The 19,685-nt window shown below is 71.8% G+C and carries 17 protein-coding genes and 1 pseudogene; 7 read left to right on the forward strand and 11 right to left on the reverse strand.

Annotated elements, in window-relative coordinates; genetic code table 11:
- Positions 1–4: 4 nt before the first annotated feature.
- The 5 genes from C1A38_RS19075 to trpC form a co-directional block, all read right to left on the reverse strand.
- Positions 5–1,189, reverse strand: coding sequence for an FAD-dependent oxidoreductase (locus tag C1A38_RS19075; protein WP_102659132.1), 1,185 nt, complete (start codon positions 1,187–1,189; stop codon positions 5–7).
- Positions 1,190–1,202: 13 nt separating this feature from the next.
- Positions 1,203–2,474 carry a prolipoprotein diacylglyceryl transferase gene (lgt, locus tag C1A38_RS19080; RefSeq protein WP_199180255.1) on the reverse strand — a complete coding sequence of 424 codons (1,272 nt, stop codon included), beginning with the start codon at positions 2,472–2,474 and terminating at the stop codon, positions 1,203–1,205.
- A 175-nt stretch (positions 2,475–2,649) separates the two neighbouring features.
- A complete protein-coding gene (gene trpA, locus C1A38_RS19085; protein ID WP_102659133.1) occupies positions 2,650–3,468 on the reverse strand; it encodes a tryptophan synthase subunit alpha in 819 nt (272 codons plus the stop codon).
- Positions 3,465–4,724: a tryptophan synthase subunit beta gene (gene trpB / locus C1A38_RS19090; RefSeq protein ID WP_102659134.1), complete on the reverse strand. Its 1,260-nt coding sequence runs from the start codon at positions 4,722–4,724 to the stop codon at positions 3,465–3,467. Before trpB ends, trpA begins: the two co-directional genes overlap by 4 nt.
- 37 nt (positions 4,725–4,761) lie before the next feature.
- The gene (trpC, locus tag C1A38_RS19095; RefSeq protein ID WP_102659135.1) at positions 4,762–5,565 is read right to left on the reverse strand and encodes an indole-3-glycerol phosphate synthase TrpC; all 804 of its coding nucleotides are present in this window, start codon (positions 5,563–5,565) and stop codon (positions 4,762–4,764) included.
- Positions 5,566–6,006: 441 nt separating this feature from the next.
- Here trpC and C1A38_RS19100 point away from each other — a divergent pair, with 441 nt between their 5' ends.
- Complete coding sequence (locus tag C1A38_RS19100; RefSeq protein WP_102659136.1) at positions 6,007–6,258, forward strand: hypothetical protein; 252 nt, start codon at positions 6,007–6,009, stop codon at positions 6,256–6,258.
- 67 nt (positions 6,259–6,325) lie between these two features.
- Here C1A38_RS19100 and C1A38_RS19105 read toward each other — a convergent pair whose 3' ends face one another.
- The 4 genes and pseudogenes from C1A38_RS19105 to C1A38_RS32475 all read right to left on the reverse strand — a co-directional run.
- On the reverse strand, positions 6,326–6,853 hold the full coding sequence (locus C1A38_RS19105) for a Trp biosynthesis-associated membrane protein (RefSeq protein ID WP_102659137.1): 528 nt from the start codon (positions 6,851–6,853) through the stop codon (positions 6,326–6,328).
- Positions 6,850–8,403: an anthranilate synthase component I gene (locus tag C1A38_RS19110; RefSeq protein WP_102659138.1), complete on the reverse strand. Its 1,554-nt coding sequence runs from the start codon at positions 8,401–8,403 to the stop codon at positions 6,850–6,852. The genes C1A38_RS19105 and C1A38_RS19110 overlap by 4 nt, the downstream gene beginning before the upstream one ends.
- Complete coding sequence (gene hisI, locus C1A38_RS31915) at positions 8,400–8,828, reverse strand: phosphoribosyl-AMP cyclohydrolase (protein ID WP_102659177.1); 429 nt, start codon at positions 8,826–8,828, stop codon at positions 8,400–8,402. The genes C1A38_RS19110 and hisI overlap by 4 nt, the downstream gene beginning before the upstream one ends.
- 249 nt (positions 8,829–9,077) lie before the next feature.
- Positions 9,078–9,761 (reverse strand): annotated as a pseudogene (locus C1A38_RS32475) (phosphoribosyl-AMP cyclohydrolase); the annotation flags it as partial.
- Positions 9,762–9,936: 175 nt separating this feature from the next.
- On the opposite strand from C1A38_RS32475, the gene C1A38_RS19120 reads away from it, so the two are divergent.
- The 3 genes from C1A38_RS19120 (at position 9,937) to C1A38_RS19130 (ending at position 12,086) form a co-directional block, all read left to right on the forward strand.
- A complete protein-coding gene (locus C1A38_RS19120) occupies positions 9,937–10,668 on the forward strand; it encodes an ABC transporter ATP-binding protein (RefSeq protein WP_013735049.1) in 732 nt (243 codons plus the stop codon).
- Positions 10,668–11,423, forward strand: a complete 756-nt coding sequence (locus C1A38_RS19125; RefSeq protein ID WP_102659139.1) for an ABC transporter permease — start codon at positions 10,668–10,670, stop codon at positions 11,421–11,423. The genes C1A38_RS19120 and C1A38_RS19125 overlap by 1 nt, the downstream gene beginning before the upstream one ends.
- Positions 11,424–11,495: 72 nt before the next feature.
- Positions 11,496–12,086 (forward strand): TetR/AcrR family transcriptional regulator, encoded by a 591-nt coding sequence (locus C1A38_RS19130; RefSeq protein ID WP_102659140.1) that lies wholly within the window; start codon positions 11,496–11,498, stop codon positions 12,084–12,086.
- Here C1A38_RS19130 and C1A38_RS19135 read toward each other — a convergent pair whose 3' ends face one another.
- Positions 12,087–13,865 carry an ABC transporter ATP-binding protein gene (locus C1A38_RS19135; RefSeq protein WP_373306832.1) on the reverse strand — a complete coding sequence of 593 codons (1,779 nt, stop codon included), beginning with the start codon at positions 13,863–13,865 and terminating at the stop codon, positions 12,087–12,089.
- A gap of 112 nt (positions 13,866–13,977) precedes the next feature.
- On the reverse strand, positions 13,978–15,846 hold the full coding sequence (locus C1A38_RS19140) for an ABC transporter ATP-binding protein (protein WP_102659142.1): 1,869 nt from the start codon (positions 15,844–15,846) through the stop codon (positions 13,978–13,980).
- 162 nt (positions 15,847–16,008) lie between these two features.
- On the opposite strand from C1A38_RS19140, the gene C1A38_RS19145 reads away from it, so the two are divergent.
- The 3 genes from C1A38_RS19145 to C1A38_RS19155 all read left to right on the forward strand — a co-directional run bounded on the left by C1A38_RS19145 (position 16,009) and on the right by C1A38_RS19155 (position 19,660).
- Positions 16,009–16,638: a TIGR03085 family metal-binding protein gene (locus C1A38_RS19145; protein WP_102659143.1), complete on the forward strand. Its 630-nt coding sequence runs from the start codon at positions 16,009–16,011 to the stop codon at positions 16,636–16,638.
- Positions 16,639–16,764: 126 nt separating this feature from the next.
- Complete coding sequence (locus tag C1A38_RS19150; protein ID WP_102659144.1) at positions 16,765–17,697, forward strand: terpene synthase family protein; 933 nt, start codon at positions 16,765–16,767, stop codon at positions 17,695–17,697.
- Positions 17,698–17,836: 139 nt separating this feature from the next.
- A complete protein-coding gene (locus C1A38_RS19155) occupies positions 17,837–19,660 on the forward strand; it encodes an AMP-dependent synthetase/ligase (RefSeq protein WP_102659145.1) in 1,824 nt (607 codons plus the stop codon).
- The last annotated feature ends 25 nt before the right edge of the window (positions 19,661–19,685 follow it).

Here is a 19,685-nt window from a genome sequence, read left to right on the forward strand (position 1 = left end):
CGGGTTAGGGGGGTGGGGGGCGCCACTGGGCGGCTACGGTGGCGGCGGTGCCGAGGATGCGCGGGGTGATGGTGTTGAGGGCGACGTCGCGGGCGCGCAGGGCCAGTCGGCCTCGGGTCTGGAGCACGGCGGACATCCGACGGGTCTGACGGACCACGGCGGCCGCGCGGGGGCGACGCGCCCGGTCGTACGCGAGCACCGCGTCGGGCAGCGTCGACTCACGTAGCAACACGGCGAGCGTGGCGGCGTCCTCGAAGGCGAGGCACGCCCCCTGGCCGAGATGCGGCGGCATGGCGTGGGCGGCGTCGCCGAGCAGCACCACCCCGCCCGGTCCGAGCGGGAAGCCGTACGCCTTCGGCAACGGGCGCAGCTCACGGATCTCCTGCTGCACCAGGTCGTCAGGCTCGGTGGCGGCCAGCAACTCCTCGACAGGCCCGGGCCAGCCGGCGTACCAGCGACGCAGCAGCGCCAACTGGGTCTGCGGCGGCTCGGGCCGGGCAGCGCCTGCGGCGGTGGCCATCCAGTAGATGCCGCCTCGGCTGGAAGCGCCGGAGGAGCCCCGCTCGCCGAGTGAGGCGGCCACGAAGCGGTAGCCCGCGCCGAGGATCTCGCCGCTGACCGACTCGGACAGGTTGGGTGCCCGGTACCAGGGGATCACCGCCCGCCAGGCGGCGCATCCGGAGCTGACCACGTTGGCCCCGGGGGCGAGCTGACGACGGATCACGCTGTCGACGCCGTCCGCCGCCACCACCAGGTCGGCCTCGTACAGGTGCCGGCCGTCGCCGACGGCGGGGCGGGCCCCCGGTGTCGCTCGCACCGTTCGTACGGTCACCCCGGTACGCAGCTCGACCCGGTCACCCAGCCCTGCGATCAACGCGTCGTGCAGGTCCTCGCGGTGCACCACGACGGGAAGCCGCTCGACCGGGACCGGGCGCGGCTGGACCAGCCAGTGACCGTCGGGACGGCGTACCCCACCATCGGGCAGCGGCGTGGCGACCGCGTCCAGGCCGGCACCGAGATCCAGGGCACGGAGGGCGCGGACCCCGTTCGGCCAGAGCACGACGGCTGTCGGTTCCGGGCGGATCCGGTCGGCCTGCTCCAGGAGGGTGACCTGCCAGCCGGATCGGGCCAGCGCACCCGAGACCGCGAGGCCACCCAACCCGCCGCCGACCACCACCGCGGTCCGCATACCGCCCCCTCGTTCAGCTGTCGCGCTCGGCGGGCCGAGCCGAGGCGGCCGCACCGCCGTCGGTGGCCGCGTCGCCTGGCCGTTCCTCGGCCGTTGCCGCATCGTCGGACCGGCCTGCGGCGGTCACCGACTCACCCGTCACGGCGTCGCCGCTCGCGGTGGTGCCCGTCCCGGAAGCGCCGGTCGCGGTGGTGCCCGTTCCGGCGACGCGGGTGGTGGTGCCCGTTACGGAAGCACCGGTGGTGCCCGTTGCGGGATCGTCGGTGCCGGTGTGCTCGGGTGGCGCCTCGCCGGTCTCCTGCCAGTGGCGGAACTGCTCCTCGCTGACCACCCGGTAGCCGTCCGGCGCGGCCGGCTGCTCGCCCGCCTGCCGGGCGGAGAGGTCCACCTGGGAGACGTCGGAGGCCGCCGTCGAGGTGGCGGCGGAAGCACCGATCGGGATCAGGTACTGGCGCGGGCCGCGGACCAGCAGGAAGTACGCCAGCGCGCCGAGGAAGACCAGCGCGGCGGTCCAGACGTTGAGGCGTACGCCGAGGATGGTGTTCGCCTCGTCGGTACGCATCATCTCGATCCAGAAGCGGCCGGCGGTGTAGCCCATCACGTACAGCGCGAATGCCCGGCCTCGGCCGAGCCGCAGCTTGCGGTCGAGGAAGAAGACAAGCGCCGCGACGCCGACGTTCCACAGCGCCTCGTAGGCGAAGGTCGGGTGGTAGAGCCCTTCCTCAAGGATCGGCCGGCCCGCCTCGTCGCGCAGCGCCTGCCCGCCGTCCATCCGGTGGATCTCCAGGCCCCACGGCAGGTCGGTCCGACTGCCGTAGAGCTCGTTGTTGAACCAGTTGCCGAGCCGGCCGACCGCCTGCGCCAGGGGCAGGCCGGGTGCCAGCGCGTCGGCGACCACCGCGAAGGGGATGCCCAACTGCCGGGCGGCGAGCCAGGCGCCGACCGCGCCACCGGCGACCGCCCCCCAGATCCCGAGCCCACCCTCGTGGATGTAGAAGACCTTGATCGGGTCACCGCCGGTGCCGAAGTACGCCGCGGGTGAGGTGATCACATGGTAGATCCGGGCGCCGATGATGCCGGCCGGCACCGCCCACAGGGCGATGTCCAGCACCGCGCCGGGAGCGACCCCACGCTGGCGCAGTCGCCGGTCGGTGACCCAGCAGGCCACCACGATGCCGGCGATGATGCACAGCGCGTACGCCCGCAGGGGTATCGGCCCGAGGTGCCACACGGCGGTGCTCGGGCTGGGGATGGCGGCAAGGTACGTCGGCGAGGCGAGACTCACGCGCGCACCCTACCGCTGCCAACCCCTCCACCGTCACCCCGGCCCACCTACCGCGACCACCCCCACACCCACCCCCACTCCCCGCGATCTTGCACTTCCCGCCCCTACAAACCCTGGCATTCCAGGCATAAGGGCGACCAAAAGTGCATGATCGGCGGGAAAAGGGGGGGCGGGGCTAGGGGGTGGTGGGGTGGCGGACGCCGGTGGACAGGGCGGTGGTGAGGGTGGTGAGGGCCGTGAGGGCGGTGGGTTCGTCGGGGGTGTCGAGGAGGCAGCGGATCAGGGCGCTGCCGACGATCACGCCATCGGCGTAGCCGGCGACGGTGGCCGCCTGGGCGCCGGTGCCGACCCCGAGGCCGACGCCGACGGGCAGGTCGGTCACCTTGCGGACCCGGGACACCAGCACGGGCGCCGCCTCGGAGGTCTGCGTACGGGCCCCGGTAACCCCCATCAGCGCGGTGGCGTAGACGAAACCGCGGCAGTGTTCGACAGTCATCGCCAACCGCTCGTCCGTCGACGAGGGCGCGACCAGGAACGTACGGTCCAGCCCGTGGGCGTCCGAGGCGGCCAGCCACTCGCCGGCCTCCTCGGGAATCAGGTCGGGCGTGATCAGTCCGGTGCCACCGGCCGAGGCGAGATCCCGGGCGAACGCGTCCACGCCGTACTGCTCGATCGGGTTCCAGTAGGTCATCGTGACCACCGGCGCGCCGGTGGCCGTGACCTCCTCGATGATCCGCAACGCGTCCCGGGTGCGTACGCCCCCGGCCAGGGCGATGTCGCTGGCCCGCTGGATGACCGGGCCGTCCATCACCGGGTCGGAGTACGGGATCTCCAGCTCGATCACGTCGACCCCGGCCGCCACCATCGCCTTCATCGCCGTGATGCTGCCCTCGACGGTGGGGAACCCGGCCGGCATGCAGCCGATCAGCACCGCCCGACCCTCCGCCCGCGCCTTGTCGAAGACCACCCCGATCCGGCTCTGCTGCTCACTCATGCCGATTCCCCGTCCAGGATGCCGAAGTACCCGCCGGCGGTGTGCACGTCCTTGTCGCCCCGGCCGGAAAGGTTGACCACGATGGTGGGCTGCCGGCCCAGCTCGGCGGCGAGCTTCCCGGCGATGGCCAGGGTGCCGGCGAGCGCGTGCGAACTCTCGATCGCCGGAATGATGCCCTCGGTACGGCAGAGCAGCTCGAACGCCGCCATCGCCTCGTCGTCGGTGATCGGCAGGTAGCTGGCTCGCCCGGTGTCGTGCAACCAGGCGTGCTCCGGGCCGACACCCGGATAGTCCAGGCCGGCGGAGATCGAGTGCGACTCGACGGTCTGCCCGTCGGCGTCCTGGAGCACGTAGGTGCGGGTGCCGTGCAGGACGCCCGCGGAGCCACCGGTGATGCTGGCCGCGTGCCGGCCGCTGGCCACCCCCTCACCGCCGGCCTCGAAGCCGTACAGCCGCACCTGCGGGTCGTCGACGAAGGCGTGGAAGATGCCCAGCGCGTTGGAGCCGCCGCCGACACACGCGGTCACCGCGTCCGGCAGCGCGCCGGTCAGGTCGAGGCACTGCTGCCGGGCCTCGTCGCCGATGCCCCGGACGAAGTCGCGGACCAGCGCCGGAAACGGGTGCGGGCCGGCGGCGGTGCCGATCAGGTAGTGCGTGTCGTCGACGTTCGCGACCCAGTCGCGCATCGCCTCGTTCATCGCGTCCTTGAGCGTACGACTGCCGGTGGTCACCGGGACGACGGTGGCGCCGAGCATCCGCATCCGGGCCACGTTCAGCGCCTGCCGCTCGGTGTCGACCTGACCCATGTACACCACGCAGTCGAGGTCGAACAGGGCGGCCGCGGTGGCGGTGGCGACGCCGTGCTGACCGGCGCCGGTCTCGGCGATCACCCGCTTCTTGCCCATCCGCCGGGTGAGCAACGCCTGGCCGAGCACGTTGCGGACCTTGTGCGCGCCGGTGTGGTTGAGGTCCTCGCGCTTGAGCAGGACCCGGGCACCGACGCGGGCGGAGAAGCGACGGGCCTCGTACAGCAGCGACGGGGTGCCCGCGTAGTCCCGCAGCAGCGCGGCGAACTCGGCGCGGAACGCCTCGTCGGCCATCGCCGTACGGTGTGCGACGTCCAGTTCCTCCAGGGCCGCGACCAGCGCCTCCGGCACGAACCGCCCGCCGAAACGACCGAAGTGACCGGCGGCGTCCGGGAACTGCGCCGCCGGACCGGCCGACTCCGCGGTGCTCCTGCCGTGACCTGCGCTCATCGGGGAACCTCTCCCTCGAAGGACAACCGGTACGACGTCAGCGCACCGGGCGGGGCGTGGCCGGGTGGTTTCCGGCGTTGACCAGTTCGGCCACCGCCTCGCGGGGACTCTTCTTGGTGACCAGGCCCTCGCCGACGAGGACCGCGTCGGCACCCGCGGAGGCGTACCGGATCAGGTCGTGCGGACCGCGTACGCCGGACTCGGCGATCTTGACGACGCTGCTCGGCAGCCCCGGTGCGATCCGCTCGAACACCGACCGGTCGACCTCCAAGGTACGCAGGTCGCGGGCGTTGACGCCGATCACCTGCGCACCGGCCTCCAGAGCCCGGTCGGCCTCCTCCTCGTCGTGCACCTCGACCAGCGCGGTCATGCCCAGCGACTCGATCCGCTCCAGCAGGCCGACAAGCACGTTCTGCTCCAGCGCGGCGACGATCAGCAGCACCAGGTCAGCGCCGTGCGCACGGGCCTCGTGCACCTGGTAGCTGGAGACCACGAAGTCCTTACGGAGCACCGGGACGTTCACCGCGGCGCGCACCGAGGCGAGGTCGTCCAGCGAGCCACCGAACCAGCGCCCCTCGGTGAGCACACTGATCGCCCGGGCCCCACCGGCGGCGTACTCGCCGGCCAGCTCGGCCGGGTCGGCGATCTCCGCCAACTGGCCCTTGGACGGCGATGAGCGCTTCACCTCGGCGATGACGGCGACGCCCGGCCGACGCAGGGCCGCGTACGCGTCCAACGGCGGTGGGGCGGCGGCGGCGAGTTCGCGGATCCGCTCCAGCGGAACCTGCTCCTGCCGCCGGGCCACGTCCTCGCGGACGCCGGCCAGGATCTCGTCGAGCACGCTTGTCGGGGCGGCCGACGAACCGGCTTCGTCCCCCTCCGCGTGCGCATGCTCAGCAGTCACCAACGGACTCCCCTCTCCGGGTGTCATGGGCCGATGCTAGGGGGCACTGCCAGGCACCGCCCGCCGGGGGTATGGCGCTCCTCACGAAATGGCTCGGGCATAATGGCCGACTTGCGCAAACGTACCGTGACTCTACGTCACCGCCCCATCGACAGACACCCATGCGCGCGCTTGGTCGGCGCGAACCCACGACCCACCACGACAGTCGTCGATGCTGTGAGCTAGCTCAAGGACGAACGACCCTTTGCCTGGTCAGGACCACTACCGCAGAGTTGACGTTGCAGTCATCACTACGAAACGTGAGCCGCGCAGCATCGTTCTCGGGCAAACTCAATGACGCGCTTGCCCCTCCACCACGACGATCTCTTCGGGGTTCTCATGAGTTCCTCCGCGCGGCAGCAGACCATCGGACTCACCACCATCTCCCGTACCGTCGCGTCGCTCGCCGTCGGTGTCGTCCACACGGTCGAGCGCGCCGTGGTCGGTCCGACCCGGATCCGGACCGCACAGGGCAACGCCTGGGAAGCCATCTGCGCCGACCGCGCCCGCGCCGACCAGCGCGCCGCCCTGAACCAACTGGTCGCCGAGCTGGCCGCCGCCCGCACCCGCGACCGCCAACCCGTCAGCTGACAAGCCCGGCCGCACCCCGCCGCTCAGCAGGTCGCCGAACTCACCAGCCTCCGGTCCGACGCAGAGCTCAGCGCACTGTGGGGTCTTCGCCCCGGTCGAGTGCTTCCCAGGCTTCCACGGTGCCGGCGCCCTGGATGGGGCCGGACGTGTCGGCGTCACGCCGCGATCGGCGTTCATACCGGGCGCTCATCGCCGGCCAACGGTTTCCGTGCAGCGCGGTCAACGCCCCGCCGGCCGCCGCCATCAGGCCACCGAGCAGGGTGAGCGCGGGCCACTGCGAACTGACCTGGTCGCCGAGGTCCGCCAGCAGCCCGTAGCCACCGCCGCCGGCCAGGGCGAGGCCGAACAGCGCCAGCAGCGCACCGAGCACCCGGCGCAGCCAACCTCCGGTGGCCAGCACCGCACCCCCGCCGGCCAGTCCCACCAGGGCGAGCGCCGGCAGCCAGGGCAGCAGTTGCGCGCCGGTACCCCCTTCGTCGAGGGCAGACGACGTGGTGGAGTCCAGCACCCAGGTGCGGGTCACCGCCCAGAGCGCCAGCCCCGCACCCGCCAGGCAGAGCAGCACGGCGTACGCCAACTCACGCCGGGCGGTCATCGGGCCGCTCTCAGGGTTTCGGCGGCGGCGATGGCTGCCAGCACCGCAGCGGCCTTGTTGCGGGTCTCCTGGTCCTCGGCGGCCGGGTCGGAGTCGGCCACCACCCCGGCACCGGCTTGGACGTAGGCGCGTCCGGCGCGCATCAGGGCGGTCCGGATCGCGATGGCCATGTCGAGGTCGCCGCCGAAGCCGAAGTAGCCGACCGTGCCGCCGTAGAGGCCACGGCGTACCGGTTCGAGTTCCTCGATGATCTCCATGGCGCGCACCTTGGGGGCACCGGAGAGGGTGCCCGCCGGGAACGTCGCGGCCAGCGCGTCGAAGGCCGTGCGGTCCTCGCGCAGGGTGCCGACCACGGTCGAGACGATGTGCATGACGTGGCTGTACCGCTCGATGGTGGCGAACTCCGGCACCTCGACGGTGCCGGGCCGGCAGACTCGACCCAGGTCGTTGCGGCCCAGGTCGACGAGCATGACGTGCTCGGCCCGTTCCTTCGGGTCGGCGAGCAGTTCGGCGGCGAGACGGGCGTCGGCCTCCGGGGTCGCGCCGCGCGGGCGGGTACCGGCGATCGGGTGCAGCAGGGCACGCCGCTCGCCGCTGTCCTCGATCGTCACCTTCAGGTGCGCCTCGGGCGACGACCCGACGATGTCGAAGTCGTCGAAGCGCAGCAGGTACATGTAGGGGCTGGGGTTTGTGGTGCGCAGCACCCGGTAGACGTCCAGCGGGTCGGCGGCGGTGTCCCGCTCGAAGCGTTGGGCCAGCACGATCTGGAAGCACTCGCCGGCCCGGATCGCCTCCTTGGCCGCCTCGACCGCCTTGGGGTAGCCGCCGTCGGGGGTACGGCTGCGCACCTCGCCGACGGGTGGGCGGTGCACCGTGGAGACCATCGGCGGGATGGGCCGCGACAGCGCGGTGGTCATCGCGTCCAGCCGGCCCACCGCGTGGTGGTACGCGGCGGCGACGAGCGCTTCGCGGCCCGGCTCGTCCTGCGGCGGCAGGATCGCGTTGGCGACCAGGATCGCCGAGCCGTCGAAGTGGTCGAGCACCACCAGGTCGGTGGCGAGCATCATGCCCAGCTCGGGTACGGCCAGGTCGTCCTCGGTGAGCGCGGGCAGCCGCTCGAACCGCCGGATCAGGTCGTAGCCGAGGTAGCCCACCATGCCCCCGGTCAACGGCGGCATCCCACCCTGCGGGTCGCCGGGCGGGCCGGCCAGCGCGGCCACCGTGGCTCGCAGCACCTCGACGGGGTCGCCGGTGGTCGGCAGGCCGGCCGGGGGCGTGCCGAGCCAGGCCGCCGCGCCGTCGCGTTCGACAAGGGTGGCACTGCTGCGTACGCCGACGAAGGAGTACCGGGCCCAGGCCAGCCCCGCCGAGCCGACACCCTGCTCGGCGGACTCCAGCAGGAAGGTGCCGGGGCCACCGGCGAGCTTGCGGTAGACCCCGACCGGAGTCTCCGCGTCGGCGAGCAGCCGGCGGGTCACCGGCACCACCCGCCAGCGGGCCGCCAGTTCGGTGAAGGTGGTCTCGTCCGGGCTCACCCGGCCGTCGGTCACGAGGTCACCTCGCCGGTGACCGGAAGCTCGGTGTGGAAGCAGGTGCGCTGCCCGGTGTGGCAGGCGGCACCCACCTGGTCGACGCTGACCAGCACGGCATCGCCGTCACAGTCCAGCGCGACGGAGCGGACGTACTGGTGGTGGCCCGAGGTGGCGCCCTTGACCCAGTACTCCCGGCGACTGCGCGACCAGTAGGTGGCCCGGCCGGTGGTCAGGGTGCGGTGCAGGGCCTCGTCGTCCATCCAGGCGACCATCAGCACCTCACCGCTGTCGTGCTGACGGACCACGGCGGCCACCAGGCCGTCGGGGGTCCGGCGCAGCCGGGCGGCGATCGCCGGATCGAGCCGGGACGGCCGGTCCGGGCCGCCGGGCGGGGGCGACTCTTCGCGGTGGGCGCCGGTCACCGGCGCGTCAGGTACGGGCACAGTTAGCCATTGTTCCGCACGCGGCGCGGGTACCCCAGCGGCCTCCCGACCGTCGGACGGCACCGCCCCGGTCGACTCGCGACCCGGCGGCGGCAGGGCGGCGGCTTCCTGGCCGGTGTGCTGGGGTGGGACCGCGGGGTGACCCAGCTGGGCCACGTAACGATCCAGCCGGCCGTCGAGCAGGGCGGCGGCGAGGTCCGCGCCGCCGACCTCCGCCACCTCGGCGGCGTACGGGCGGATCAACGGGAGGATGCCGGTCACCAGCCGGGCCGCGGCCGCCCACAGTTGGCGGGTCGAGCCGGGCCGCAACCCGAGACAGCGCAGCATGGCCTCGCGGTAGCCGGCGGGCGCCACCGGCAGGTCGAGCGCGGCGGCGAACGCCAACCGGCGGGACACCACCCGGACGGAGGGGTTGGCCAGTCGCAGCACCGAGGGGCAGAGCCGCGCCAGGTCGGCGGCGGCGAGCCGGACCCCGAGCCGGTCGTCGGCGTCCCGGGCCGCGGCCACCTTGCCGAGGCTGGCGATCAGTTCCTCCAGCCGTGGCTCGTCGGCCGGCTGGCAGAGCACCGGCAGATCGATGCGGGCCCGCCAGCGCGGATCCGCCCACAGCAGCCGGGCGGGGGCCGTCACGGGCAGGCCGAACGCCCAGTCGGCCGGTTCGCCCAGTCGGGTCACCCACGAGCGGATGTCCCGAGCCGCGACCGAGACATGGGTCAGCCGGCCGGAATGCTCCGCGATGTAGGCCCGGCGGGCCGCGTACGGCGCACCACCGCCGACCAGAACGTCGACGTCGACGTCGCTGTGGGCGGTGGCGGCCCGACGGGCGTGGCTGCCGCGGAGCAGAATGCCCACCACGGGTCGGTCGGCGCTCGCCCGCAGCCGTGCGGTCCAGTCGTCGAAGAATCGGCTGTCCGATGACGGAGCGTGATCCACTGCGCCATCCTGCCGCAGGTCCGATCTAGGTGCAATGCCCGATGACGGACTCCGTGTCCGTTAAATCATTAGTTGCCCGTGGTATCAGCCCGCGATTCACTTCCGGCCTTTCCCGGTCGACCTAATTCAACTAGCGTTGATTTCAACAGTTGATGAGTTTGTTGGGAGGTGGACGATGGTCGACGCGATCGCCGTCCGGGGCCTGGTCGTGGACCGGGGCGGACGGCGAGTTCTGGACGGCATCGACGCCGTCGTTCCCGGCGGCTCGGTCACCGGGCTGCTCGGGCCGAGCGGAAGCGGCAAGACCACCCTGATGCGGGCGATCGTCGGAGTGCAGGTGATCACGGCCGGCGCGGTGACGGTGCTGGGTCAGCCGGCCGGCTCGGCGGGTCTGCGGCACCGGGTCGGCTACCTGACCCAGGCGCCGAGCGTCTACGCCGACCTCACGGTCCGGGAGAACGCCCGCTACTTCGCCACCCTCCACGGCCGGGGCGCGGACGAGGCGGACCGGGCTGTGGCCGACGTGGGTCTGGCCGCCGCGGCACGACAGTTGGTGGGCAACCTCTCCGGTGGGCAGCGCAGCCGGGCATCACTGGCCTGCGTACTTGTCGGTGACCCGGAGTTGATCGTGCTCGACGAACCGACTGTCGGTCAGGATCCGGTGCTGCGCGCCGACCTCTGGGCCCGCTTCCACGAACTGGCCGCGGCCGGGACGACGCTGCTGGTGTCGAGTCACGTGATGGACGAGGCGGCCCGCTGCGACCGGCTGCTGCTGATCCGCGCCGGACGGCTGGTCGCCGACGACACGCCGGACGCCGTCCGGTCCGCCGCCGGGGTGGACGACCTCGACGAGGCGTTCCTGCGGCTGATCAGGGCGGCCGAGACGACGCAGGCCGGGGAGGCGTGATGAACAGCCGGATTCTCGTCGCCACCGTCGGGCGCATCCTGCGTCAACTGCGCCACGACCGGCGTACGGTGGCCCTGCTCGTGGTGGTGCCCACCGTGCTGCTCACGCTTGTCTACTACATGTACGCCGACCAGCCCAGCGTGCCGGGAACGTCGTCCGCCTTCGACCGGATCGCGCTGGTCATGCTCGGCTTCTTCCCGTTCATCATCATGTTCCTGGTGACCAGCATCGCCATGCTCCGCGAGCGGACCAGCGGCACGCTGGAACGACTGCTGACCACGCCGCTGGCCAAGGCCGACCTGCTCTTCGGGTACGGCATCGCCTTCGGGCTGGCCGGCGCGGTACAGGCCACCATCGCCTCGGCCGTGGCGTACTGGGTCTTCGACCTGTACACCGCCGGCAGCAGCGGGTTGGTGATCATGATCGCCGCGTTGAACGCGGTGCTGGCCGTCGCGCTCGGCCTGCTGTGCAGCGCCTTCGCCCGCACCGAATTCCAGGCCGTACAGTTCATGCCGGTCGTGGTCGCGCCGCAGCTGCTGCTCTGCGGGCTGTTCGTACCGAGGGAGCAGATGGCCGGCTGGTTGCAGGCGGTAAGCGACGCGCTGCCCCTGACGTACGCCGTCGAGGCTCTGCAGGAGGTGGGCGCGCACGCCGAGCCGACCGCCACGATGTGGCGCAACGTGGCCGTGGTCGCCGCCGTGGCGGTGCTGGCGCTGCTGCTCGCCGCGGCCACCCTGCGACGACGCAGCAGCTGACACCCGCGTCCGGGCCGCCGGCTGACACGTCGGCGGCCCGGACGCGGCGTGGCACCGAGCGGAAGGAGGACGATGGCACGGCGGACCGGTCGACGCCCCGGCAACCCGGCGACCCGCGAGGTGATCCTCGACGCGGCCCGGGCCACCTTCGGGCAGCGGGGGTACGACGGCAGCACGATCCGGGCCATCGCCGCCGCCGCCGGAGTGGACCCGGCCCTGGTGCACCACTACTTCGGCAGCAAGGACCAGCTCTTCCTGGCCGCCATGCAGGCGCCGTTCGACCCCCGGGAGGTGCTGCCCGCGGTGCTCACCGGCGACCGCGCGGGCCTCGGCGAACGGATCGTGCGGACCTTCCTCTCGGTGTGGGACTCCCCCGCCGGCACCGCCGGGATCGCCATGCTGCGCTCCGCGGTCAGCAACGAATGGACCGCCCGGCTGCTGCGCGAGTTCGTCACCATCCACGTGCTGCGCCCGATCCTCGACCACGTCGACGTCGACCCGGCGGAGGTGCCGCTACGCGGGTCACTGCTGGCCAGCCAACTGGTCGGGCTGGCGGTGATGCGGCACGTGATCCGGCTGGAGCCGATCGCCACCGCCGATCCCGAGGTCCTGGTCGCCGCGATCGCCCCCACCATCGGGCGCTACCTCACCGCCCCGCTCTGATCAGCGGGTCTGTTCCAGCCAGGAGGCGTAGAGCAGGCCGTAGACCGAATCCGGGTCGGCGACCAACTCGTCGTGCGGACCGCGCTGCACGATCCGGCCCCGGTCCACCACGATCACCTCGTCGGCGCTCTGCGCCGTGGAGAGCCGGTGCGCGATGGCCAGGGTGGTCCGGCCCCGGGTCACCGCATCCAGGGTCCGTTGCAGCCGGACCTCCGTGGCCGGGTCAACCGCGCTTGTCGCCTCGTCCAGCACCAGCAGGTCCGGATCGGCGACGTACGCCCGGGCCAACGCGACCAACTGCCGCTCCCCCACGCTCAACGCCTCGCCACGCTCGCCGACCCCGGTGGCCAACCCGGCCGGCAGGCCGTCCAGCCAGTCACTCAGCCCCAACTCGGTGAAGGCGGCGGTGAGCTGCTCGTCGGTCAACTCGGGGCGGCCGAAGCGGACGTTGTCGGCGACAGTGGCGTCGAACAGGAAGCCGTCCTGCGGCACCATCACCACCCGGGACCGCAGCGAGTCGAACCGTACGTCGGTCAGCGGCACCCCGGAGAGCAGCACGTCACCGCGCGTCGGGTCCATCAGCCGGGTGAGCAGCTTGGCGAAGGTGGTCTTGCCGCTGCCGGTCTCGCCCACCACCGCCACCCGGCTCTTCGCCGGGATCTCCAGGCTGACGTCGTGCAGCACCGTCGGGCCGTTCGGGTAGGCGAAACTCACCCCGGCGAACCGGATGTCCAACGGGCCGGACGGCAACTCCCGCCCCTGCTCGCCCGGGTCGGCCACGTCCGGGGACACGTCCAGCACATCAAGCACCCGACGCCAGCCGGCGATGGCGTTCTGCGCCTCGTTGAGCACCTCCGTGGCGATCTGCACCGGCTGGATGAACAACGTCACGAGGAACAGGAACGCGGTAACCTCGCCGATGCTCAGCGTCTGGTCGGCACCGAGAAGCACACCGACGACCACCACCCCGGCCAGCGCCACCCCGGCGGCCAACTCGCCGACCGAACTGCCCAGGATGCTGATCCGGATCGCCTTCTGCTGGGCCTGCCGTTGACTGTCGATCGCCTGGTCCAGCCGCCGGGCGGTCCGCCCGGCGATGCCGTACGCCCGGATCACCGGCGCGCCCACCACGCTCTCCCCGACCGCGCCGAGCAACGCGCCGGTCCGCTGCCGGACCACCCCGTACGCGGCGGCCAGTCGGCGCTGAAGCAGCCGGATCACCAGGACCGCCGGCACGAAGGCGGCGAAGACCACCAGGGTCAACTGCCAGGAGTACGCCAGCATCACCACTGTGGTGACCGCCAACTGACCCAGGTTGACCAGCAGGATCACGCCACCCCACTGGAGGAACTGGGTGATCTGGTCGACGTCGCTGGTCACCCGGGACACCAGCGAACCCCGCCGCTCGGACTGCTGGTGCAACATCGACAGGTCGTGCACGTGCCGGAAGGCCCGCACCCGTACACCGGCCAACGCGGTCTCGCTGACGGTGAACAGTCGTCGCATCATCAGGTAGCCGCAGGCGGTGGTCACCACCAGCACCGCAGCGGTCACCGCCACCACGACGAACAGGGCGTTCAGGTCGAGCCCACCGACGATGCCCCGGTCGATGCCCTGCTGCACGGCCACCGGTACGGCCACCCGGCCGAGCATGTAGACCAACGCCAGGCCGAGCGTGCCGGCCAGGCCCACCCGCAACTCCGGGGACAGGGCCAGGCCACGGCGCAGCGTCGCCCAGGTCGACTCGGCCCGTTCCGACGCCGCGTTCTCCACGCTCACCGATTCACCTTCGTTCCCGACTGCGGGACTCCGCTGCGCTGCATTCCTCGCGGTCACCGGACCCGCCTTTCGTTCCCGACTGCGGGACTCCGCTGCGCTGCATTCCTCGCGGTCACCGGTCCACCTCCAGGCCGGAGGGCAGGGGGGCCACCTCGTCGTAGTCGTCCGTTCTGTTCTCGGGGTCGACCTCGGCCTGCTCGTAGGCGGTGACCAGGTCGGCGTAGCCCGGCACGGTGGCCAGCAACGTCGAGTGGGTGCCGCGGGCGAGCACCCGGCCCTGCTCCAGGTAGATGACCTCGTCGGCGAGCGCGATGGTCGCCCGGCGGTACGCCACCACCAGGATCGACGCGCCGGGGCCACCGGTCGCCGACGAGCGCAGCCCGGCCAGGATGGCCGCCTCCACGCGAGGGTCGACCGCGCTTGTCGCGTCGTCGAGCACCAGCAGCCGGGGACGTCCGGCCAGCGCCCGGGCCAGGGTGAGTCGCTGCCGCTGGCCCCCGGACAGCGAGGTGCCCCGCTCGCCGACCATGGTGTCCAGCCCGTCGGGCAGGGCGGCGACGAAACCGTCGGCCTCGGCCAACCGCAACGCGCTCCAGACCACCTCGTCGTCGATGCCCGGCCGGTCCAGCGAGACGTTCGCCCGGATCGTGTCGTCGAAGATGAACGGCACCTGCGCCACCAGAGCGGCATTGTCGGCGAGCGAATCCGCGGTCAACTGCCGCACGTCCACCCCGTCGATGCGGACCGTGCCGGCCAGCGGATCCACCAGCCGTACGGCCAGCGAAGCGATTGTCGACTTGCCGGAGCCGGTCGGCCCGACCAGGGCGACGGTCCTGCCGGCCTCGACGCTGAAGGAGACCTCGCCGAGCACCTGCGCGCCGGGCAGGTGCGCCTCGGCGGGCTCGTAGGCGAAGCCGACGTCGGTGAAGGTGAGCGAGGCCGGTGCGGTGGTGGGGGCGAGCCGCTGCTCGCCGTACGGCATCTCGCCGGTGGCGTCGAGCACCCGGCTGACCCGGTCCCAGCCGGCGACGCTGCGCGGCAGCTCGGCCAGCACCCAGCCGATCGCCCGCACCGGAAACGCCAGCACGGTGAAGAGGAAGGCCACGCTCACCAGTTCCGCCACGTCGATGGCCCCCTGGCGCAGGCGGTACGCACCGACCACAAGCACCGCCAGGGTGCCGAGACTGGGCAGGGTCTCCAGCATCGGATCGAAGATGCCGCGCAGCCGGCCGACGGAGATCAACGCGTCGCGCAGCTGTCCGGTCCGGTCGGCGAACCGGGCGGTCTCCTGGCTCTCCCGGCCCATCGTCTTGACCACCAGCGCGCCGTCGAAGCTCTCGTGGGCGATTCCGCTGACCTCGGCCCGCAGCCGCTGGGCGCGGGCCTGCCGCGGTGCCATCCGCCGGGAGTAGGCGACGTTGAGCGCGAACAGTGCCGGGAACACCGCCAGCCCGACCAGCGCCAGCGCCCAGTCGGTGAAGAAGAGCAACGACACCGCGCCGACCAGCATCACCAGCGTGCCGACCGCGAAGGGCAGCGGGGCGATCGGCTGCCAGGCCGCCTCCACGTCGGAGTTCGCGTTGGACAGCAGCGTGCCGGTGGCGTTGCGGTGGTGCCAGGACAACGGCAGGTCGAGGTAGCGGCGGGTGACCCGACGCCGGTAGTCGGCCTGCAGGCGGTACTGCATGTATCCCGCGCCGAGTCGCCGACCGAAGATGCCGACCACCCGCAGCACGCTGAGCCCGAACAGCGCGGTGGCCGCGATGACCAGGGCACTCACCCCGACCGAGCCGCTCTCGATCGCCGGGACCACCACGTCGCCGACCACCCGACCGACCACGAACGCGCTGGCCACCACCATCGCGCCGAACAGCACGCTGCCGCTGACCGCGACCGCGAAGATCCTCGGCTGTTCGCGGATGGCCCGTCCCAGGACGCCCAGCCCGCGACCGAGCACCTCCCGACTTGTCCCGCTCGCCACTGTCTCCCCCGCCGTAAGCCGCCAGTATCCTCTCTCATCCTTACCGCTGCCCGCTCGTCCCGCCGACCCCGGGAGGATATGTCCGACGTCACCCCCGGCCGGAGCAACCCCGCGCATCGGCGAACCGGGCAGGATCGGTCAGTTGCACCTACCATCGCAGTCATGCCGCGGTACGCCCGATCCGAACGCCAGGCGCTCACCGACTTGATGTCGAAGTTGGGACCGGACGCCCCCACCATCAACGAGGGTTGGACGGTTCGCGACCTCGCCGCGCACCTCGTGGTACGGGAGCGTCGACCGGACGCCGCCGCCGGTCTTGTGCTCGCCCCGCTGCGCGATCGGGGCGAGCGGATTCGCCGGCAGGTCGCGGCGAGCGACTGGGCGCACCTGCTCGACCAGGTACGCCATCCTCCGGTGTGGAGCCCGATGAGCAACCCGTTGACCGACGAGTTGGCAAACATGATGGAGTTCTTCATCCACCACGAGGACGTACGCCGGGCCCAGCCGCAGTGGCAGCCGCGCCAGTTGCCGGCCGAACTGGACCAGGCACTGTGGCGGCGCAGTTCCACCCTGGCCCGAATGGCGCTACGCCGTTTCCCGGCCCAGCTGACAGTCGTCGCGCCGGGGCACGGAGAAGTGGCCACCGGCCGGGGCGGCGAACCGCTGCGGCTGGTGGGCGCGCCGGGCGAGCTGATCCTGTTCCTGTCCGGACGGCAGCGGGTGGCCCAAGTGGAGGTCGACGGCGCCCCCGGTCCGGCGGATCGGCTACGTGGAGCAAAGCTGGGCTTTTAGCCCAATGTGCAGAAGCGGCCAGCGAACAGAACCGAAAACGTTATACAGCCAACACCCTGCGTTGATCGCCGCTCCCGTACTCTGGCCGCGCCGCTCCGCCCCGGGGGCGGCGGAACAGGGAACTCCATGCGAACCTTAGCGCTCTCGGTACTGCACGAGCCCCCCTTCACCACGACTCAGCACGACGACACCGACGTGGTGGCTCGGGAGAGCGAGAACTGGGCACAAGAGTTAGGGCTGATCAGTAACGGACAGCGGCTACGCCGGGCCGACGCCGCCGGGCTCGCCAGCCGGGCCTGCCCACAGGCACCCCGTGACCGCCTGCGCCTGCTCTCCGACCTGATCACCTGGCTCTTCGTGATGGACGACGCCTGCGACGAGGACGGTCTGGGCAATGATCCGACGCGTCTCGCGCCCACGATGGCGGCCCTGCTGGATGTGCTGGACCTGCACGGCGGGCCGGGCACCGTACCGGCAGCGGGCCCGCTGGGGCTGGCCCTGGCCGACCTGTGCCGGCGGGTACGCGCCTACGGCCGGCCGGCCGTGCTGCTGCGGTTCACCGCCGCCATGCGGGAATACCTGCTCGCACTGTTGTGGGAGGCGGCCAACCGGGAGCACGACCGGGTACCTCCGGTGCACGAGTACGTGCAGATGCGCCGGCACACCGGCGGCGTGTTCCCCAGCCTCGCCCTGACCGACCTGGCCCTGGACGGCCTCCCACCGGCCGAACGCCGGGCCGACCCGCAGTGGGCCGCGCTGGAGTTGCTCGCCGCCAACCTGATCTGCTGGTGCAACGACGTCTTCTCGTACCGCAAGGAGCACCGGACCGGCCCGGACGCGCACAACCTGGTCACCGTGCTGAGCCGGGAGACCGGGGACGAGCGGGCGGCGATGCGGGCCGCCGCGGCGCGCTTCAACCGCGAACTCGGCGCCTACCTGAACACCGAGAGCAACCTGTTGGCGCAGCACGGCGACGCGGTACGACCCGCGCTGACGACGCGACGGAACTGGATTCGGGCGACCTACGACTGGTCCCTGGCAGCGGAGCGGTACGCCTGAGACAGGCGTTCGGCACGGCAAACGGGCCTGCTGGATGATCCGCAGGTCTAGCCGATGCCTCGCACAGGCAATACCCTTCGGTAACCAACACTGCCGTGACGATGGTCACGCCTCCACCCCCCTGAAGGCGGCTACAGCGATGGCTCTCGATGTACCGTACCGCTCCATTCCTGACATGTTCCTCAAGCGCGTGGCAGCCACCCCGGATCGTCACGCTTTCGGCCGCCCCGGTCCGGACAACGCCCCGGTCTGGCTGACCTGGTCCCAGGTCGCCGAGCGGGCCAAGGCGGTCGCCGCCGGTCTGCACGGTCTGGGTGTCGGCCAGGAGGATCCGGTGGCGATCCTGGCGAACACGCGCCTCGACTGGATCATCGCCGATTTCGGCATCATGTGCGCCGGTGGCGCGACGACCACGGTCTACCCCACCACCGAACCCGACGACGCCACGTACATCATCTCCGACTCCGGTTCCAAGGTGTTGTTCGCCGAGGACCCGGGACAGGCGGCGAAGATCGCCGGTGCGCAGCTGCCCGCGCTGACCCACGTGGTCCTCATCGACGGTGAGCCGGACCCGTCGGCGGCCGTCCCCCAGCTGACCCTCGCCCAGCTCGAACAGCAGGGTGCCGAGCGGCTCGCCGACGATCCGGAACTGATCGACCGCCTGGTCGCCAAGATCGGCCCCGAGCACCTGGCCACCCTGATCTACACCTCCGGCACCACCGGCCGGCCCAAGGGCGTCGAACTGCTGCACGGCGGCTGGTGCTGGGAGGGTGTCGCGCAGGAGGCGGTCGGGCTGCTCCGCGACGACGACCTGCAGTACCTCTGGCTTCCGCTGTCGCACTCGTTCGGCAAGACCCTGCTCTGCGGGGCCACCCACGTGGGCCTGCCGACGTACGTCGACGGTCGGGTCGACAAGCTTGTCGAGTTGCTCTCGGTGGTCCGGCCGACGCTGATGTGCGGCGCGCCCCGGGTCTTCGAGAAGGTCTACAACAAGTCGGTGACCACCGCGCAGGACGCCGGTGGCGCGAAGGCGAAGATCTTCGCCTGGGCGGTCGGGGTCGGCAAGGAGAAGGTCGCCCTGGAGCAGGCCGGCAAGCCGCTGCCCGGCGGGCTGAAGTTCAAGTACGCGCTGGCCGAGAAGCTGGTCTTCAGCAAGCTCCAGGCCCGCCTCGGTGGCCGGATCCGGGTCCTGGTGTCGGGGGCCGCCCCGCTCAGCCCGGAGATCGCCACCTTCTTCGCCGCCGCGAACCTGCCGATCTCCGAGGGCTACGGGCTCACCGAGTCCAGCGCCGGCAACTTCGTCAATCCGCCGGACGGGCTGCGCATCGGCACGGTGGGCAAGGCGATGGGCGACCTGGAGTGCCGCATCGACTCTGACGGCGAGATCCTGATCAAGGGTCGACCGGTGATGCGTGGCTACCACAACCTGCCCGAGGAGACCGCCGCCGCCTTCACCGAGGACGGATTCTTCCGCACCGGCGACATCGGCGACCTCGACGCCGACGGCTACCTGCGGATCACCGACCGGAAGAAGGACCTGGTCAAGACCTCCGGCGGCAAGTACGTCGCCCCGTCGTACATCGAAGGCATGTTCAAGGCGACCTGCCCGTACACCTCGCAGGCCGTCGTCATCGGCCAGGCCCGCAACTACTGCACCATGCTTGTCACGCTCGACCCGGACGCCATCGCCGGCTGGGCGGCGGGCACGCCGCTGGAGGGTCGGCCGTACGCCGAGATCGTCGCCTCGCCGGAGGCGAAGGCGATGGTCGAGGAGTACGTCGCGCAACTGAACAGCAAGCTCAACCGCTGGGAGACCATCAAGCGGGTCACCATTCTGCCGCGTGACCTGACCATCGAGGACGGCGAGATCACCCCGTCGTTGAAGATCAAGCGTCGCGGGGTGGAGAGCAACTTCTCCACCGAGATCGACAAGATGTACACCGGCACCGTCGTCGAGCTCTGACGGCACGCCCGCGCGCACCTGGCCG

The organism is Verrucosispora sp. ts21 (genome assembly GCF_002879555.1).
In the GTDB taxonomy this organism is placed as follows: Bacteria; Actinomycetota; Actinomycetes; order Mycobacteriales; family Micromonosporaceae; genus Micromonospora; species Micromonospora gifhornensis.

Coding starts and splice junctions, on each gene's coding strand:
- C1A38_RS19075 (WP_102659132.1), bottom strand. CDS start 1,189: ATGCGGACCGCGGTGGTGGTCGGCGGCGGGTTGGGTGGCCTCGCGGTC.
- trpA (WP_102659133.1), bottom strand. CDS start 3,468: ATGAGTGAGCAGCAGAGCCGGATCGGGGTGGTCTTCGACAAGGCGCGG.
- trpB (WP_102659134.1), bottom strand. CDS start 4,724: ATGAGCGCAGGTCACGGCAGGAGCACCGCGGAGTCGGCCGGTCCGGCG.
- C1A38_RS19100 (WP_102659136.1), top strand. CDS start 6,007: ATGAGTTCCTCCGCGCGGCAGCAGACCATCGGACTCACCACCATCTCC.
- C1A38_RS19105 (WP_102659137.1), bottom strand. CDS start 6,853: ATGACCGCCCGGCGTGAGTTGGCGTACGCCGTGCTGCTCTGCCTGGCG.
- C1A38_RS19120 (WP_013735049.1), top strand. CDS start 9,937: ATGGTCGACGCGATCGCCGTCCGGGGCCTGGTCGTGGACCGGGGCGGA.
- C1A38_RS19125 (WP_102659139.1), top strand. CDS start 10,668: ATGAACAGCCGGATTCTCGTCGCCACCGTCGGGCGCATCCTGCGTCAA.
- C1A38_RS19130 (WP_102659140.1), top strand. CDS start 11,496: ATGGCACGGCGGACCGGTCGACGCCCCGGCAACCCGGCGACCCGCGAG.
- C1A38_RS19145 (WP_102659143.1), top strand. CDS start 16,009: ATGCCGCGGTACGCCCGATCCGAACGCCAGGCGCTCACCGACTTGATG.
- C1A38_RS19150 (WP_102659144.1), top strand. CDS start 16,765: ATGCGAACCTTAGCGCTCTCGGTACTGCACGAGCCCCCCTTCACCACG.
- C1A38_RS19155 (WP_102659145.1), top strand. CDS start 17,837: ATGGCTCTCGATGTACCGTACCGCTCCATTCCTGACATGTTCCTCAAG.